Below are 16229 nucleotides of genomic sequence, written 5' to 3' on the forward strand. Positions count from 1 at the left end.
GATCAGCGTGTGGTGATGCGGGTGGCGTTTTTCTCCACCGTGACATCACCAATGCCACGCACTCGGGTGAGATCGTCCCCGGATTCGAAGGGGCCATTGGTGTCGCGGTCGGCGACAATGGCCAGTGCCTTGGTTTCGCCGATGCCATCCAGCGTGGTCAGCTCGGTGGCCGTGGCGGTGTTGATGTTCACCACGGGGGCCTGGGTTTCGGCAGGCTCCTCGGCCCAGGCCGGTGCCTGCATGGCGAAAAGGCTGAAAATCAGTACCAGTGATGCAAAAAGTCGTTGTGTCTGTTTCATGGTTCGCATTGTGTCGATTGGTTATGGTTTCGAACGCCGGACTGACCGACGGAGAGCGCTCCCGGGCTGCATCATCACGGAACCACGACAAACCACCACTTATAAAGATTGCCAACCATGTACTACGAATCTGGGCCGTCCGCCTCGGATGGCGGGGTTATGGCCTGACGGGAAAAACGTGCAACTACCTGCGGCGCCCTGTTTTGCGGCTGCCATGGCGGATATGGGGAAGGAAAAAGCCGGTCCACGGCTGGGGCCACGCTCCCTGTGCCCCCTGTCCGCGACCAGACCCGATGCCGGTTCCTTCGGCATTGCCCAAATCCTTGGGCGACAGTCCCTGTCGGCAATCCCTTGAGCATCCATGCTACGCTGGCCATCCTGGCCGGCGGTAAGCGGTTCCCTGCTCAATCCGCTGCTACACTCCCTGCAGTAGCCCTCACTCCTTGACTACGCTTTCCCTACGTCGGTCAGTCCCTTGCATTCCCTTGGTGACTTCCGTGTACAGGATCTATTCTACGCATCGACCGGTTTCGTCAAATAAGACATCCCCGCCGTGGCGTGTAGGAAAAAGCTTACAGATCTGTAAGCATCGGGCCGGGCCGGCTGTAAGGGAGCGTAAAAGCAACGTCATTTCCATAAAATATCCATTTAAAACAATATAGTAGAGAATTCACGTTGGTAACCGGAAATATCCGGAAAACGGATTGCACCCTGCAAAAAACGGTTCCAGGGACGTTTGTCCGGCCCAGGGATCCAGGAAACCTGCAGGGGGTTGAGCATTGGATGATTCACCCTCATTCTAGGTAATACATCCTTGCCATACGGTTTGATATGGAAAAGGAGGTTGCCATGAGTGAGCACGATACTGCGCTGTTACTGGTGGATATCCAGAACGACTTCTGCGAGGGTGGAAGCCTGGCGGTGCCGGACAGTAACGCCATCTTCGATACCGTTAACCAGTGGATCGCGCTGGCCCATGGTCGTGGCTGGCCGATAGTCGCCAGCCGTGACTGGCACCCGCGGGAGCACTGCAGCTTTGAGTCCCGTGGTGGGCCTTGGCCGGAACACTGTGTCCAGGATACCCATGGCGCCGACTTCCATCCCCATATGCAGTTGCCGCCCGAGACCATCCGGGTGAGCAAGGGCACCTCCTTTGAAACCGATGCCTACTCCGCCTTCGACGGCACCGAACTGGAGCACTACTTCCGCCGCCATGGCATCCAGAAGCTTGTGGTGGCGGGCCTGGCCCTGGATGTCTGCGTGCAGGCGAGCGTGCGTGACGCCCGCAAGCTGGGGTTCGACGTGGACCTGCTGGTGGACGGCACCCGTGCCGTGGACAAGGCCGAAGGCCCCACGGTACTGCAGACTCTGGAAGACGACGGCGTTCGCCTGATCCGGGAGTAGTACCGGACTCCCCGTTCGCCAGGCGCCCGGCTTCCGGGGAGCGGGCGCCGGTGTCCACCCCCTGTAAAGGAGTGACTGAATGGCTGAGCAGCCACTGATGCCCAGGGAGCAGGACCTGCCCCTGTTTGTCGACCTGTATGAACTGGCCATGGCCCAGGCCTACTGGCGTTCCGGCATGGACGGCGAGGCCGTCTTCAGCCTGTTCTTCCGCAAGCTGCCGGAGCACCGTAACTTCATCCTGGCCTGCGGTCAGCAGCAGGTGGCACGGGTTATCCAGTCGCTGCGGTTTACTGATGACCATATCCACCGGTTGCGACAACTGGAACGCTTCGATGACCGCTTCCTGGACTGGCTCCGCCATTGGCGGTTCACCGGCAGCGTGCAGGCAGTGCCCGAGGGCACCCCGGTGTTTCCCCAGGAACCCCTGCTGGAAGTCCGCGCCCCGGTGATCGAGGCCCAGATCCTGGAAAGCCTGGTGATGAACTATGTGCACCTGGAATCCACCCTGGCCTCCAAGGCGGTGCGGCATGTGCTGGCGGCGGAGGGGCGCCCGGTGGTGGACTTCGGCATGCGGCGCATGCACGGGCTGGATTCCGCCTGGCGCGGCGTCCGGGCCTACCGAATTGCGGGGCTGGCGGGTACCAGTAACATCCAGGCCGGGCTCGATTTCGGCCTGCCGGTCAAGGGCACCATGGCCCATAGTTTCGTGCAGGCCTGCGAGGACGAGATGGCCGCCTTCCGCCTGTATGCCGAACTCTATCCCGGCACCACGTTGCTGGTGGATACCTACGACACCCACGGAGCGGTGCGGAACATCATCCGCTGGCTGAGGGAAAACCCGGAGGTGGACATCGGCGGTATCCGGCTGGATTCCGGCAACCTCGGGGACGAGGCCCGGGCGTGCCGCCGGCTGCTGGACGAGGCGGGTCTGGACCGGATCCGCATCATGGCCAGCGGGGGGTTGGACGAATACCAGATCGAGGCGCTGGTCTCATCCGGCGCGCCCATTGATGGCTTCGGCGTGGGCACCGCCATCGGCGTGGCCAACGACGCCCCGGCCATCGAACTGGCCTACAAGCTGACCGCCTACGGGGGCGAACCCCGCATGAAGAAATCCACCGGAAAGCGCTCCTGGCCCTGCCCCAAGCAGGTCTTCCGGCAGTTGGACGCCAACGGCCACATGCAGGGGGACCTGATTGCCGAAGCCCATGAACAGGGGGATGGAACGCCGCTTTTACAGCCGCTGATGGCCGATGGCCGGCTGGTGGAAGGCGCCATTGCCAGCCTGGAAGATCAGGTGACCCATGCCCGTGAGTCGGTGGCGGCACTGCCACCGGAACAGAAGCACCTGGTGCCAGCACGGGAGGCCTACCCGGTCCGCTTCAGCGAGTCCTTGAAACAGCAGCAGGTCCGCACCCTGGAGCGTATTGCCCACCTGCAGGAATGGCACTACAGCGATCAGGACGAATAGCGTCCCGCAGACTCCTGGGGCTCCTGCCGGTAGGGCAGGGCCTCCAGTGCTGCCTCGCGGTAGCGGGCCACGTCCTCCGCTTCCTCCTGGCAGAAGTGGGCCACGGCATCCCGGAAACCTGGTTGCGCCACGTTGTGCCAGGAGTGGGTGGTCACCGGCTCAAAGCCCCGCACCAGCTTGTGCTCCCCCTGGGCGCCGGCATCGAAGCGCGCCAGCCTTTCGTTGATGGCCAGCTCGATACCCTGGTAGTAACAGGTCTCGAAATGCAGGTGGTTGTAGTCGTCCAGGCAGCCCCAATAGCGCCCGAACAGGGTGTCTTCTCCCATAATGAACAGAGCCGCCGCGATGCGCTGGCCTTCCCGTGACGCGGTGATAATTCTCAGCCCCTTGCCCAGGCGCTGCGCCAGCAACTGGAAGAATGTCCGGTTCAGGTACGGCTGCATGCCCCGCTTGAGGTAGGTGGCGTTGTAGAACAGGAAAAAGTCGTCCAGCACATCGTCGGGCAGGGCATCGCCGCTCCAATGCTCGAAGGTAATGCCCTGTTCCGCCACCTGCCGGCGTTCCTTGCGAATGGACTTGCGCTTGCGGGAGGTGAGCTGCGCCAGGAAGTCGTCGAAGGTCTGATAACCCCGGTTGAACCAGTGGAACTGGCAGCCCTGCCGGTGAAGGGTGCCGGGGCTTGCCAGCAGGGCCTGGTCGTCGCTGTCCGGGAACAACAGGTGCCAGGAATGCAGGCCCTCCCGGGCCATCAGGTGGTCCAGTGCCTGGTGCAGTTGTTCCGGTGCCAGGTCTGCCCGGGCCGGCCCCGGGATCAGCAGTCTGGGCCCCTGGCAGGGGGTAAAGGGAACCGCCACCACCAGCTTGGGATAGTAGGGCTGGCCATGGCGCTGCCAGGCATCGGCCCAGGCCCAGTCGAACACATACTCTCCCATGGAGTGGAACTTGCGGTAGGCGGGCGCCACGCCAATCCAGTGGCCGTCCAGGTGGAATGTCAGGTGGCAGGGCTGCCAGCCGGTGTCCCGGGATACCGAGCCGCTGGCCTCCAGTGCCTCCAGGAAGTCGTAGCTGACCAGAGGGTTGTCGGTGCCAGCGAACCGGTTCCAGTGGTCGCGACCGATGTCGGTGATGCTGTCCACTGTCACAATATCGAGCCCGGACGGGGCGGTGGTGTGCTCGGTCATGAGGTTCCCGGAAAAACGGCCTCCGGGGAGGCCGTGAGAATGAGAATGTCCGGGATACTTTACGATATAATTCGGGGGCTGATCACTCCCCGTCGCGGTTTTCGCAACGTTCCTTCATGTGTTCGACCCGCTCTTCGAACTTCTCCCGGCGCTCGTCACGCATCTCGTCCCAGATTTCCCGCTGTTCGGCGGTCAGTTGCAGGCGCTCGGCCATGTCCTCGTGGCGTTCGTCGGCCTTTTCGCGCATTTCATCGCGCTTTTCCTGCCAGTCGCCACTCTCCATTTTCTCGCAGAAGTCGCCGTGTCGCTTGCCGTGGTGGCCATCCCGGTCACCATGGTGGTCGGCCATGGCCAGGGGGCTGGCCAGCAGGGCGGCTGAGATCAGGGCGGAGGTGAACAGACCGGTTTTCAGTGTTTTCATGGAATCACTCCTGTTTCATCGTCATTGGGCGTGAGGGTGTATCACGCAAGTTGCATGAGCATGATAGGAAACCGGGTGTAAGCTCCTGTCAGACGGTGGTAAAAAATCTGTAAATGCCCCGGCGGGGCTGCGCCGGTGGGGAGTGGGGTGGTATGGTTTGTACCGGAACAAAAAGGGGAATACCGGATGCAGAACCGGGTACTACTGGTTGAAGACGACGAGGAGCTGCGCACCCTGCTGGCCCGCTACCTGACGGGGCAGGGGTTTGAGGTACGCGAAGCGGAAACGGGCAGCGATGGCCTGACGCTGGCGGCGGAAGGCCTGACCGATATTGTGGTACTGGACATCATGCTGCCGGACATTTCCGGGCTGGATGTGCTGCGCGAACTGCGGGCCCGCAATCACCTGCCGGTACTGCTGTTGACCGCCCGGGGTGACGAGACCGACCGCATTGTGGGTTTCGAGGTGGGCGCCGACGATTATATTCCCAAGCCCTGCAACCCCAGGGAACTGGTGGCCCGTATCCAGGCCGTGTTGCGCCGGGTAGCCTGGGACCATCAGGCGGACGTGAATGCTGACCGGGTATTCGGCGACCTGAGGGTGGAGCCGGAGCAGCGGCGGGTACTGCTGCGGGGTGAGGCCGTGGACCTGACCGCCACCGAGTACGAGGTGCTGCAGGTACTGTTGGCCCACGCCGGCAGCGTGGTGCGCAAGACCGATCTGATGCAGTGGGCCCTGGGCCGTCGCCTGGCCGCCTACGACCGTACCCTCGACATGCACATCAGTAACCTGCGTCGCAAGCTGGGACCGGAAGACCCGTCCCGTATTGAAACCGTACGCGGTCTGGGCTACAGCTATCGGGTCACCAACCCCGACCCGACGGCGACCAACTGACTTTCAGGAGTTTCCTTGAACACCCACGGCAAGCGTCCCTTCATGTTTCCGCTGTTCTGGCGGATCTTCCTGCTGATCTGGCTGGCGCTGGCGTCCGCCATCGTGCTCAGTAATCTGGTGACGCGAGAACTCCTGGAGCGTGAGCGGGAGGCCATCGAGGACCTGGAAAGCCTGCGTGACATAGCGGTCGAGGCGGCCAGACTGGATCGGGGCACTGACCGGGGCGCCTTCTGGGGATACCTCCGTGAAAAAGGCCATGAACTGGACCTGCATCTGATGCTGGTGGATACGGACCAGGCCCGCGACGAGCTGCCGGATTCCGTGCAGGAGCGCATGCGTTCCTGGTACCACCGCAAGCCGGCGGTGATTGAGGTCAACGAGACTCAGCGGCTGGTGGCCTGGCCCAGGTCGGACCGCAAGGGGCGCATCTCCCCCGGCGTGGCCCGGACCCTGGAACTGTCCCTGGGGGTTATCCTGCTGACCTTTGCCTGCTGGTGGATCGCACGCCTGGTCTCCCGTCCGTTGCGCCATATGGAAAGCACTGCCCAGGCTATTGCCGGTGGCGACCTGAGCCTGCGGGTCAACCAACGCATTGCCCGCCGTCGGGACGAGATCGGCCTCACCGCCCGGGCCTTTAACGCCATGACGGAACGCCTCTGTGACCTGCTGGACCGACAGCAACAGTTGATGCGGGATATCTCTCACGATCTTCGCACACCGCTGGCTCGCCAGCGGGTCGCCATCGAGCTGGCGGCGGACAGCGGGGGTATGGAACCGGAACTGCTGGCCAGCATCCGGCGCCAGAACGAACGCCTGGAAGAAATGACCGGCCAGATCCTCACCCTGTACCGGGTGTCCGGCGGTGGCGATGGTCTGGAGCGGGAACCGGTGAACATGGTGCGGGCCATCAACGATGTGCTCCGGGACGCCGCCGACTACGCCGAACACCAGCGGGTGGACTGCCATTTCGAGGCGGGTGCCGACTGCCAGCAGGTGACGGTGCTGGCCAACGGCGAACTGTTGCGCCGGGGGCTGGACAATATCCTCCAGAATGCCCTCGACTACACGCCACCGGGCAAAACCGTGACCGTCAGGCTGGCCCGCGAGGGTGGCACACTATCATGCACCATTACCGACCAGGGCCCCGGCGCGCCGGAAGAAATGCTCTCCCAGCTGTTTGAACCCTTCTACCGGGCTGATCGGGCCCGTAGTGGCAAGGGCTGGGGGCTGGGCCTGGCCATTGCCCGTGACATCATCGCCTCCCACGACGGCCAGATCGAGGCCCGTAATGTGGCCGATGGCGGCCTGCAGGTTCATATCCGGCTGCCGGTCTTCACCAGCGCCGACGACCCCGGTCTGGGTGAAGGGGCCACCCGGAGGCGCCCGTGAGCGTCGGTTACCCGATACCGGCGGGCGTTCTGGAAAAAGAGACGGAAATCCGCAAGAGCCGCTTTATCGCCAGGGTCGCCCCGGTCCACGACCGTGAACAGGTCAAGGCGCTGGTGCATCTGGCCTGGCAGGACCATCCGGATGCCCGCCATGTCTGTTGGGCCTACCAGATCGGCCAGCCCGGCTCGGCGGCGGAGGCGGCGATGAACGACGACGGCGAGCCCTCCGGAACGGCTGGCAAGCCGATCCTGAATGTCATCCAGCACAAGGACATGGGCGATGTGGCGGTGATCGTGATCCGCTATTTCGGCGGCATCAAGCTGGGGGCCGGTGGCCTCGTGCGGGCCTATGCGGGGGCGGCGGAATCGGTACTGTCCGCTGTGGAGCGAAAGGTTAACCGGCCCATGGAGGAAGTGGTGGTGTCGCTTCCCTTCGCCCTGGAGCAGCCCCTGCGGCACTGGTGTGAGCAACACGACGCGGATCCGGCGGAGGCCGTCTATGGCGACGGGGTCACCATGACGGTGTATCTGCCTGAACCCGCGAAGGAATCCCTGGTCTCATTTTGTGAGGCCAATCAACTGGATTACCATTACCCGGACAGGGCCGGATGATCCGTTTCCGCCCGGGACGGCTACCATAAGGGAAGGTTTGGAGAATTCATGAACCGGAGGTCTGCAATGAAACGAGTACTGGCAAGCCCGGCATTGGTGATTGTGGCCATGGCCGTCCTGATAACCGGCTGCGCATCCAATGTGGTGACGGACTACGACGCCGGTGCGGCCTACGACAGCTACCAGACCTGGGCATTTGGTTCCAGCGCGGACAACCGTTACACCTCGCTGGATGGCTCCCGGGTGGAGGATGCAGTCAGCAAGGCGCTGGCAGTCGAAGGCATGACCCGGACGGATGCCGACTCGGCCGACCTGCTGGTCACCTACCATATTGACGATGTCGACCGCCTGGATACCTCCGGGTTCTCCTACGGCCTTGGTTTCGGGCGCGGTAACTTCGGCTGGGGGATCTCCACAGCGCCCCCGGTGCGGGAAGTGAAGGAAGGCCAGCTCATTGTTGATCTGGTGGATACCGATACCAACAAAGTGGTCTGGCGTGGTACCAGCAAGCGCTACCTCAACCAGAACCAGTCCCCCGAAACCCGCGAGAAGTTGATCAACGAGGTGGTCGCGGATATGTTCAGCCGTTATCCTCCGGGCAACTGACCTGAACCCGACGTCCCGCCCGGTGTGCAGCCCCCGGGCGGATCGCTGATTGATGACAGGAGAGACTGTGAAGAAACGCGGAGCCGGCGGCCTGGTATTTTCCACCGAACAGGGCCGTATGTGTCCGGAATGTCGCAACCCGGTGGATGAATGCACCTGCGGGGAGCAGGCCGCACCGGCTGGTGACGGTGTGGTGCGAGTCAGCCGCGAAACCAAGGGCCGCAAGGGCAAGGGCGTCACGCTGGTGACCGGCATTCCACTGGCGGGCAAGGACCTCAAGGACTTTGCCAAGAAGCTCAAGGCCAAGTGCGGCACCGGTGGCACCGTCAAGGACAACGTCGTTGAGATCCAGGGCGACCAGCGGGATATCCTGGTCCCGATCCTGCAGGACCAGGGCTGGACCGTGAAGCGGTCCGGCGGATAGCGAAACAGGCTCATCTTCCAGGGCACCGTAGCCTGTAGCAGCCGCTACAGGCTACGGTGCCCACACTTCCAGAACAGACAGGGGATTGGATATGCACGTACTGGTGATGGGCGCCGGTGTGGTTGGTGTGACCACGGCCTGGTATCTGAAGCAGGCAGGTCATGAGGTAACGGTGGTGGACCGTCAGCCGAGAGCCGGTATCGAGACCAGTTACGCCAATGGTGGCCAGATCTCCGTGTCCCATGCCGAACCCTGGGCCAACCCATCGGCCCCGCTAAAGGTGCTCAAGTGGCTGAGCCAGCCGGACGCGCCGCTGCTGTTCAAGCTCAAGCTGGACCCGGCCCAGTGGATCTGGGGCCTGAAATTCCTCACCCAGTGCACCTCCAAACGCGCGGCCTGGAACATCCGCCAGATGGTGAACCTGGGCACCTACAGCCGGACCCAACTGCAGGCCCTGCGCAAGGACGTGGGCCTGGACTACGATCACCTGGAAAAGGGCATCCTGCATTTCTATACCAACGATAAGGAATTCGACGCCGCCCGGGAGCCCACCCGCATCATGCAGGACCTGGGCTGTGACCGGCAGGTGATTGGTGCCGACCAGGCCCTGGAGCTGGAGCCCGCACTCAAACCCATTGCCAGCCGGATCGCCGGTGCCACCTACACGAAAGAGGATGAATCCGGCGACGCCCGCAAGTTCACCCAGGAACTGGCAAAGAAAGCGGAAGAGGCCGGGGTGGAATTCCTCTACGACACCGAGGTGGTGGGCTTCGAAAACACTCGCGACCGGATACTGGGCGTCGGTGTCATTGGTCCGGATGGCTGTCACCGCACCCTGCGCATGGACAGCTATGTGCTGAGCATGGGCAGCTACAGCGCCCATTTCGCCCGCAAGCTGGGTTTCTTCCTGAATATCTATCCGGCCAAGGGGTACTCCATCACCGCACCGGTGAAGAACGAGGAAGCTGCGTTCCAGGTAAGTCTGACGGACGATGAGTACAAGCTGGTCTATTCCCGCCTTGGTGACCGTTTACGGATTGCGGGTACGGCCGAGTTGGGCGGCTATGATCGGGACCTGAGTCTGGTGCGCTGCCAGGCGATTGTGCGCCGGGCTGCGGAGATCATGCCGGAGGGGGCCTACTGGGATCAGTGCGAGTTCTGGACCGGGTTGCGGCCTGCTACTCCTTCCAACGTGCCCTATATTGGCAAGAGCCCACTGACCAACCTGTATCTGAATACCGGGCATGGGACCCTTGGGTGGACCCATTCCTGTGGGTCTGCTGCGGCTTTGGCCGACGTGGTTTCTGGCCGGACTCCTGAATTGGATTTCGATTTTACCGGGCTTTGATGTGCGACCAGAAAATCAGTCTGACGGATGGGGGACCTGGGGGAGTTTTTCGTAGCAGCGACAGGATGTCGCGGAGCAAGGTCGGTCCAGGGATGGACCGTGAATTGCGGCGAAGAAAAGCTCCCCCTGGTTCCCCAGCCAGGCACCCAAGCCGGCAGTCCTACCTAATAAACGAAGGTCACTGATCCCAGGGATGCCCCCGAGTCTCCTCAGACCGCTCCACCCTCAGATGCATGGCCGCCTTGGCTATGAAGTTGGCACTGACCGGGGCGGTCAGAAACAGGAACGCAGTGATCAGCAACTCGGTCACCGCAATCTCTCCGGTGTGCAGCGAGAAATAGATCATCGAGGCAATCACCACACTGCCGACGCCCAGGGTCGTCGCCTTGGTGGGCGCGTGCAGGCGCGCGTACAGGTCCGGCAATCGAACAAGGCCTATCGCGCCGACCAGCGTAAAGAAGCCACCGGTCAGCAGCAGAACGCTGATAATCACCTCGGCAACGGGATGCATGCTCATGGTCTCCACGGTGTCGCTCCTTATTCGATAACGCTGCCGCGTTTCAGGTATTTTGCCAGGGCCACCGTGCCGACAAAGCCCATGATGGCCATCAGCATGGCGGCCTCAAGATAGAGGCGCGACCCCACAACCAGGTCCAGCAGGATAATCAACGCAATGCCGTTGATGTACAGGGTGTCCAGCGCGAGGATCCGGTCCGGTGCGTCGGGGCCCTGAACCAGCCGGTACAGGTTAAGCAGGGCCGCAATGGCCACCATGGCCAGGGTGATATGGAGCGCGATGGTCATCATTGGAACATCTCCATCAGGGGCTTCTCATAGCGCTGGTGGATCGCACGGATCAGCTCCTCGTTGTCATCAACGTCGAGGGCGTGAATCAGCAGCAGCTCGCCGTCGTCGCTCACATCCGCACTCACCGTACCTGGCGTCAGCGAAATAGTGCTCGCCAGCATGGTAATGGCCAGCGGATGGTCCAGCGTCAGGGGATAGGACACGAACGCCGGTCGTGGGCGGCGGGGATTCAGGATCAGGATCGCCACGGTAATGCTGGCCACGATGATGTCGTAGATGACCACCACCAGATAGCGGATCAGCACCCAGGGTTTGCGTATTTTCGGGCTGTCCGGCCAGAAGCGGTGGGTAATCTGGGGAATGATCACGGCCAGGATAATACCCATCACCACGCTCGCCCCGGAGACCCCGTCCGCCAGGAATTGCCAGACCACGAACAGGGCAACACTCAGCCAGGGCTGCGGAAAGCCCAGACGTTCAGCCGTCATGATTCATCCTCCCCGACCATTTTCGCGTCCAGAATACTGGTATAGGCGGAAGTATCCCGCAGCTGTTCGGCGGTGGCATCGGTGTACTCACTGAGTGGACCGGCCACCACCACGATGGCGATGCTCAGGGCAATCAGCGCGCCGGCGCCCACGGTGTGGGGGAAGGTCAGCTTCTCCGGATTGTCGATGTGCCCCTGCACGTTGCGCCAGAAAACGATACTGCCCGCCCGGCTGTAGGCCACCAGCGACATGAAGCCGGCCAGCAGGATCACCGACCACAGGGCCGCCATGTCCACACCGGGCGTGGCGGCGTTCATGATCAGTAGCTTGGCGAAGAACCCGCTCAGCGGTGGCAGCCCCGCCGCGGACACCGCACCCAGCATGAACATCACGCTGATAAAGGTCCGGTTGGGCATGCGCGGGGCGGTGACGATCTGGTCGCTGGCGGCACCCCGCTGGGCGGCGATCATGTCCACCACCAGGAACAGGCCGGCGGCCACCCAGGTAGTGTGCACCATATAGAACAGGGCCGATGACAGGCCGGCCTCGTTAAGCAGCGAGAAGGCCGCCAGGATAGTGCCCACCGACACCACCACCTGCCAGGCGACCAGGGTCCGCAGCCCGCCGGAGCCGATCATGCCGACAACGCCCAGCACCATGGTCAGCAGGGCCAGGGGGAACACCCAGTCCATACCCAGGTGGGCCAGGGCACCCGCATCCTCGCCGAAAATCAGGGTGTACACGCGGATGATGGCGTACACGCCCACCTTGGTCATCACCGCAAACAGGGCGGCCACCGGCGCCGTGGCGCTGGCATAGGCCCTGGGCAGCCAGAAGGTCAGCGGCAGCAGCGCGGCCTTGAGGGCGAACACCACCAGCAGGATCATGCCGCCGGCCTTCACCAGGGGCAGGTTCTCCGCCGCCAGGGTGGGAACGATCACCGCCAGGTCCGCCATGTTGAGGGTGCCGGTCACGCTGTAGATCATGCCCACGGCAATCAGGAACATGGCCGAACCGATCAGGTTGAGTACCACGTAGTGGAAACCGGGCACGGTACGTTTGGTGCCGTCGCCGTGAAGCAACAGGCCATAGGAGGCAATCAGCAGCACCTCAAAAGCCACGAACAGGTTAAACAGGTCACCGGTGAGGAAGGCAATGTTCAGCCCCAACAACTGGAACAGGAACAGGGCATGGAACTGTCGGCTGCCCACATCCGTGCGACCCAGGGAATACAGGTGGCAGAACAGCCCCAGCAGCGCGGTGACAAACACCATCAATGCCGACAGCCGGTCCAGCACCAGCACGATGCCGAACGGCGGCGCCCAGTTACCAAAGGCGTAGACCCGGTAACTGCCGTCGTCGGCCAGCATCAGCAGGAAGAAGGCGCTGACCAGCAACAGGCCGGAGGTCACCAGCCCCAGGGTACGGCGCAGGCTCAGGGGGGCATAGCCCACGAATACCTGCAGGAAACCGCCAATCAGAGGAATCAGGATGGGCGCGATAAGCCAGTGGTTCATTGGCCGGTCTCCTCCCGGGGCTGGTCAATGGTGGCCTCGTCGGGCAGGTCGGTACGGTGGGTGCCGTCCACGTGGTCATCTCCGGTGTCCGCCTTGGACCGCAGGGCCAGCACCACCACGAAGGCGGTCATGGCAAAGCCGATGACAATCGCGGTCAGTACCAGCGCCTGGGGCAGGGGGTCCGAATAGGTGTCCGTGCTGCCGATGATCGGCTGGCCGCCGGTCATCAGGCGTCCGGTGGAGAACAGGAACAGGTTCACCCCGTAGGACAGCAGGGTCAGCCCCACCACCACCGGAAAGGTGCGGGCGCGAAGCACCAGGTACACCCCGGCGAAGGTCAGCGACCCGATGATCAGTGCAAACGTAATCTCCATGGGTTACGACTCCTCCCGTGCTTCGGTTCGGGTCATGGGCCGGCCCGCAGGGGTCAGTTTGCCGAGGCTGACCAGGGCCAGCAGGGTGGCGCCCACCACCGTCAGGTAGACCCCGAGGTCGAACACCAGCGCCGAGGCCACCTCGAACTTGCCCACCACCGGCCACTTGAGATAGGTGAAGGTGGAGGTCAGGAACGGGTAGTCGAACACCAGGCTGGCGGCACCGGCGACGGTGGCGAAGAACAGGCCCAGCGCCAGGATATTGTGGTAACGGACATTCACCCGCGCCTGGGTCCAGTTGTCGCCGCTGGCAATGTACTGGATCAGCAGGGCAATGGCCGTGATCAGGCCGGCGATAAAGCCACCGCCCGGCAGGTTATGCCCGCGCAGGAAGATGTACGCCGACACCATCAGCGCCAGCGGCAGCAGTGGCCGCGACATCTGCCGCAACATGGTGGGATGGGCATCCAGCGCCCACGGGTGACCCAGGCCGTCGGTGGGCGGCGCCTGCAACTCGCGACCTCGTAGCATGGCGTAGATGCCCAGGGCGGCGATTGCCAGCACGGTGATCTCACCCAGGGTATCGAAGCCCCGGAAGTCCACCAGGATCACGTTCACCACATTGGTGCCGCCACCGCCGGGCTTGCTGTTTTCGAGAAAGTAGTCGGAAATGGAACTGAACGGGCTGGTGAGCATCGCCAGGGTGACCGCCGTCATGCCCAGGCCCGCTACGCCCGCGATGGCCAGGTCGCGGGCGTGCCGGCCCTTCGATCCCTCGGACGGCGTCCAGGGTGGCAGGTAGAACAGCGCCAGCATCAGCAGCACGATGGTCACCACTTCCACCGAGATCTGGGTCATGGCCAGATCCGGTGCGGACAGGCGGGCAAAGGTCAGGGACACGAACAGCCCCACCACACTCAGCATGATCAGCGATGTTAGCCGCTCCCGGCGGATGTAGACCGTGGCGAAGGTGCAGAAGATCAGGATGGCGGCACCAATGGCGGTTGGCACGTCGATGGGGGTCAGGCCATTGCTGCCGATCAGGTCCATGCCCGACAGCGGCACGATGGCCACCACTACCGCACTGACCACCAGCAGCATGGCGTAGCGCTGCAGCGAGCCGTTCTCCAGTTTCGCCGTCAGGGTGCGGGCCCGTTCCACCAGCCAGGACACCACCGCCTCGAACACCGCCTTCTCGTCGATCTCCCGGAAGCGATCGTGGAAATCAAAGAACGTCTGACGGTAGTGGTACATGATCAGACCACCGATGAACGCCGCGAAGCTCATCATCAGCGGCAGGTTGAAGCCGTGCCACACCGCCAGGCCGTAGTCCGGCACCTGGCCGCCCAGGGTGGCCGAGGCGGCGGCGTGGAGCAGCGGCCCTACCGAGAACGCCGGAAACAGCCCCACCAGCACGCAGGCCACCACCAGGATCTCCACCGGAATCTTCATGTACCGGGGCGGCTCGTGGGGCGGGAAGATGGGCAGGTTGCGGGGTGCGCCATTAAAGAACACGTCGTGGATAAAACGGGCCGAATAGGCCACCGCGAAGATGCCCGCCAGGGTAGCCACAATGGGCGGAATCCACGCCCAGATGCCGGGCAGGTTCAGGCTCAGGGCCTCGGCGAAGAACATCTCCTTGGACAGGAAACCGTTCAGCAACGGCACCCCCGCCATGGAGGCCGCCGCCACCATCGCCAGGGTGGCGGTGTGGGGCATGTACTTCCACAGGCCGTTGATTTGCCGCATGTCCCGGGAGCCGGTTTCATGGTCAATGATGCCGGCGGCCATAAACAGGGAGGCCTTGAAGGTGGCATGGTTGATGATGTGAAACAGCGCGGCCACCGCCGCCAGTTCCGTGCCCATGCCCAGCAGCAGGGTGATCAGGCCCAGGTGACTGACCGTGGAGTGGGCCAGCAGGCCCTTCAGGTCATGCTTGAACAGCGCCACATAGGCGCCGATCAGCAGGGTGACCATACCGGTGAAGGTCACCATGTAGAACCACTGCTCGGTGCCCGCCAGGGCCGGGTACAGCCGCGCCATCAGGAAGATACCGGCCTTCACCATGGTGGCGGAGTGCAGGTAGGCGGACACCGGCGTGGGTGCCTGCATGGCATGGGGCAGCCAGAAATGGAACGGGAACTGGGCGGACTTGGTGAACGCCCCCAGCAGCACCAGCGTCAGGGCATAGGGGTAGAGGGCATGGGCCTTGATCTGGTCGCCGGCAGCCAGCACGTCGTCCAGTTCGAAGGAGCCGACAATGCGGCCAATCAGCAGGATGCCGGCCAGCAGCGCCAGCCCGCCCCCGCCGGTGATCGCCAGGGCCATGCGGGCGCCGCGGCGGGCGTCCTGCTTCTGGTTCCAGAAGCTGATCAGCAGGAACGACGTCAGGCTGGTCAGCTCCCAGAACACCATCATCAGCAGCAGGTTGCTGGACAGCACGATACCCAGCATGGAGCCCTTGAAGCACAGCAGCATGGCGTAGAACTTGCCCACGTTCTCCTGTGGCTTCAGGTAGTAGCGGGCATAGAGGATGATCAGCAGGCCGATCACCAGGATCAGCAGTGCAAACATCAGCGACAGGCCATCCAGCCGGAAGCTGAAGTTGATCCCCAACTGTGGCAGCCACTCCAGGGTCTGAACGACGGTGCCGCCCTCCGCCAGTGTGCTCCACATGGGGAACAGCGTGGCCAGTGCCAGCAGTGCCGGCACCGAGGAGGCTATGGCAATGGCCGTTCGCCCGGCCTGGGCGAACAGGGGCGCGGCAATGGCCCCGAGAAATGGTAGTAACACCACCAGCGACAGTGTCATCGCAACCTCGTTATTCCGTTCTTCTGATTTATTGTCGGGGCGCGGCAGTCGCGCTGCTCCCTCATGTCCCTACGATGCCCCGGCGTCAGTATTGCAGGCATGGTGCCACGGCACCAACGGGCTTACCGCCGACCAGTGGGTGGGTCGGGAAAATAGGGCAGGCGGCCGCTGAGGTGTACAGCAG

General features: G+C 63.1%; 17 protein-coding genes. 8 read left to right on the plus strand and 9 right to left on the minus strand.

Translation table 11 applies throughout. The features are described 5' to 3' along the window. Positions 1–2: 2 nt before the first annotated feature. On the minus strand, positions 3–299 hold the full coding sequence (locus ACJO2E_RS10825; RefSeq protein WP_406963884.1) for a ComEA family DNA-binding protein: 297 nt from the start codon (positions 297–299) through the stop codon (positions 3–5). 849 nt (positions 300–1148) lie between these two features. Between ACJO2E_RS10825 and ACJO2E_RS10830 the strand changes: the two genes are divergently transcribed. Together ACJO2E_RS10830 and ACJO2E_RS10835 are read left to right on the plus strand one after the other, a co-directional pair. Then, entirely contained in the window at positions 1149–1703 is a 555-nt protein-coding gene (locus ACJO2E_RS10830; protein WP_406963885.1) for an isochorismatase family protein, read from the plus strand. Between the two features lie 79 nt (positions 1704–1782). Then, entirely contained in the window at positions 1783–3174 is a 1392-nt protein-coding gene (locus ACJO2E_RS10835) for a nicotinate phosphoribosyltransferase (protein WP_406963886.1), read from the plus strand. Here ACJO2E_RS10835 and ACJO2E_RS10840 read toward each other — a convergent pair. Together ACJO2E_RS10840 and ACJO2E_RS10845 are read right to left on the minus strand one after the other, a co-directional pair. After that, entirely contained in the window at positions 3162–4355 is a 1194-nt protein-coding gene (locus ACJO2E_RS10840) for a GNAT family N-acetyltransferase (protein ID WP_406963887.1), read from the minus strand. The genes ACJO2E_RS10835 and ACJO2E_RS10840 overlap by 13 nt on opposite strands. Before the next feature lie 82 nt (positions 4356–4437). Beyond that, positions 4438–4776 carry a hypothetical protein gene (locus ACJO2E_RS10845; protein ID WP_406963888.1) on the minus strand — a complete coding sequence of 113 codons (339 nt, stop codon included), beginning with the start codon at positions 4774–4776 and terminating at the stop codon, positions 4438–4440. Positions 4777–4962: 186 nt separating this feature from the next. Here ACJO2E_RS10845 and ACJO2E_RS10850 point away from each other — a divergent pair, with 186 nt between their 5' ends. From ACJO2E_RS10850 to ACJO2E_RS10875, 6 genes are all read left to right on the plus strand, one after another. Then, positions 4963–5670, plus strand: coding sequence for a response regulator transcription factor (locus ACJO2E_RS10850; protein WP_406963889.1), 708 nt, complete (start codon positions 4963–4965; stop codon positions 5668–5670). A 15-nt stretch (positions 5671–5685) separates the two neighbouring features. Beyond that, positions 5686–7059, plus strand: a complete 1374-nt coding sequence (locus ACJO2E_RS10855; protein WP_406963890.1) for a sensor histidine kinase — start codon at positions 5686–5688, stop codon at positions 7057–7059. Continuing rightward, a complete protein-coding gene (locus tag ACJO2E_RS10860) occupies positions 7056–7670 on the plus strand; it encodes an IMPACT family protein (protein WP_406963891.1) in 615 nt (204 codons plus the stop codon). The genes ACJO2E_RS10855 and ACJO2E_RS10860 overlap by 4 nt, the downstream gene beginning before the upstream one ends. A 66-nt stretch (positions 7671–7736) precedes the next feature. Then, the gene (locus ACJO2E_RS10865) at positions 7737–8276 is read left to right on the plus strand and encodes a DUF4136 domain-containing protein (protein ID WP_406963892.1); all 540 of its coding nucleotides are present in this window, start codon (positions 7737–7739) and stop codon (positions 8274–8276) included. Positions 8277–8343: 67 nt separating this feature from the next. Next, positions 8344–8700 carry a translation initiation factor Sui1 gene (locus ACJO2E_RS10870; RefSeq protein WP_406963893.1) on the plus strand — a complete coding sequence of 119 codons (357 nt, stop codon included), beginning with the start codon at positions 8344–8346 and terminating at the stop codon, positions 8698–8700. Positions 8701–8791: 91 nt separating this feature from the next. Next, the gene (locus ACJO2E_RS10875; protein ID WP_406963894.1) at positions 8792–10048 is read left to right on the plus strand and encodes a D-amino acid dehydrogenase; all 1257 of its coding nucleotides are present in this window, start codon (positions 8792–8794) and stop codon (positions 10046–10048) included. A 178-nt stretch (positions 10049–10226) separates the two neighbouring features. On the opposite strand, the gene ACJO2E_RS10880 is transcribed toward ACJO2E_RS10875, so the two are convergent. The 6 genes from ACJO2E_RS10880 to ACJO2E_RS10905 are packed head-to-tail and all read right to left on the minus strand — an operon-like array spanning position 10227 to position 16045. Then, positions 10227–10559 carry a Na+/H+ antiporter subunit G gene (locus ACJO2E_RS10880; protein ID WP_406964134.1) on the minus strand — a complete coding sequence of 111 codons (333 nt, stop codon included), beginning with the start codon at positions 10557–10559 and terminating at the stop codon, positions 10227–10229. Positions 10560–10585: 26 nt separating this feature from the next. After that, the gene (locus ACJO2E_RS10885; protein WP_406963895.1) at positions 10586–10855 is read right to left on the minus strand and encodes a K+/H+ antiporter subunit F; all 270 of its coding nucleotides are present in this window, start codon (positions 10853–10855) and stop codon (positions 10586–10588) included. After that, the gene (locus ACJO2E_RS10890; protein WP_406963896.1) at positions 10852–11343 is read right to left on the minus strand and encodes a Na+/H+ antiporter subunit E; all 492 of its coding nucleotides are present in this window, start codon (positions 11341–11343) and stop codon (positions 10852–10854) included. The genes ACJO2E_RS10885 and ACJO2E_RS10890 overlap by 4 nt, the downstream gene beginning before the upstream one ends. Then, positions 11340–12860 carry a monovalent cation/H+ antiporter subunit D gene (locus ACJO2E_RS10895; protein ID WP_406963897.1) on the minus strand — a complete coding sequence of 507 codons (1521 nt, stop codon included), beginning with the start codon at positions 12858–12860 and terminating at the stop codon, positions 11340–11342. Before ACJO2E_RS10895 ends, ACJO2E_RS10890 begins: the two co-directional genes overlap by 4 nt. Further along, positions 12857–13234, minus strand: a complete 378-nt coding sequence (locus ACJO2E_RS10900; protein WP_406963898.1) for a Na+/H+ antiporter subunit C — start codon at positions 13232–13234, stop codon at positions 12857–12859. The genes ACJO2E_RS10895 and ACJO2E_RS10900 overlap by 4 nt, the downstream gene beginning before the upstream one ends. A 3-nt stretch (positions 13235–13237) precedes the next feature. Then, positions 13238–16045 carry a monovalent cation/H+ antiporter subunit A gene (locus ACJO2E_RS10905; protein WP_406963899.1) on the minus strand — a complete coding sequence of 936 codons (2808 nt, stop codon included), beginning with the start codon at positions 16043–16045 and terminating at the stop codon, positions 13238–13240. Positions 16046–16229 lie beyond the last annotated feature (184 nt).

This window comes from Marinobacter shunpengi (assembly GCF_045449695.1).
Lineage (GTDB): Bacteria > Pseudomonadota > Gammaproteobacteria > Pseudomonadales > Oleiphilaceae > Marinobacter.

Bases quoted from the DNA above. Each gene is read 5' to 3' on its own strand.
- ACJO2E_RS10840 (WP_406963887.1), bottom strand. From the start codon at position 4,355: ATGACCGAGCACACCACCGCCCCGTCCGGGCTCGATATTGTGACAGTG.
- ACJO2E_RS10825 (WP_406963884.1), bottom strand. From the start codon at position 299: ATGAAACAGACACAACGACTTTTTGCATCACTGGTACTGATTTTCAGC.
- ACJO2E_RS10850 (WP_406963889.1), top strand. From the start codon at position 4,963: ATGCAGAACCGGGTACTACTGGTTGAAGACGACGAGGAGCTGCGCACC.
- ACJO2E_RS10865 (WP_406963892.1), top strand. From the start codon at position 7,737: ATGAAACGAGTACTGGCAAGCCCGGCATTGGTGATTGTGGCCATGGCC.
- ACJO2E_RS10845 (WP_406963888.1), bottom strand. From the start codon at position 4,776: ATGAAAACACTGAAAACCGGTCTGTTCACCTCCGCCCTGATCTCAGCC.
- ACJO2E_RS10900 (WP_406963898.1), bottom strand. From the start codon at position 13,234: ATGGAGATTACGTTTGCACTGATCATCGGGTCGCTGACCTTCGCCGGG.
- ACJO2E_RS10880 (WP_406964134.1), bottom strand. From the start codon at position 10,559: ATGCATCCCGTTGCCGAGGTGATTATCAGCGTTCTGCTGCTGACCGGT.
- ACJO2E_RS10890 (WP_406963896.1), bottom strand. From the start codon at position 11,343: ATGACGGCTGAACGTCTGGGCTTTCCGCAGCCCTGGCTGAGTGTTGCC.
- ACJO2E_RS10835 (WP_406963886.1), top strand. From the start codon at position 1,783: ATGGCTGAGCAGCCACTGATGCCCAGGGAGCAGGACCTGCCCCTGTTT.
- ACJO2E_RS10830 (WP_406963885.1), top strand. From the start codon at position 1,149: ATGAGTGAGCACGATACTGCGCTGTTACTGGTGGATATCCAGAACGAC.
- ACJO2E_RS10905 (WP_406963899.1), bottom strand. From the start codon at position 16,045: ATGACACTGTCGCTGGTGGTGTTACTACCATTTCTCGGGGCCATTGCC.
- ACJO2E_RS10895 (WP_406963897.1), bottom strand. From the start codon at position 12,860: ATGAACCACTGGCTTATCGCGCCCATCCTGATTCCTCTGATTGGCGGT.
- ACJO2E_RS10885 (WP_406963895.1), bottom strand. From the start codon at position 10,855: ATGATGACCATCGCGCTCCATATCACCCTGGCCATGGTGGCCATTGCG.
- ACJO2E_RS10875 (WP_406963894.1), top strand. From the start codon at position 8,792: ATGCACGTACTGGTGATGGGCGCCGGTGTGGTTGGTGTGACCACGGCC.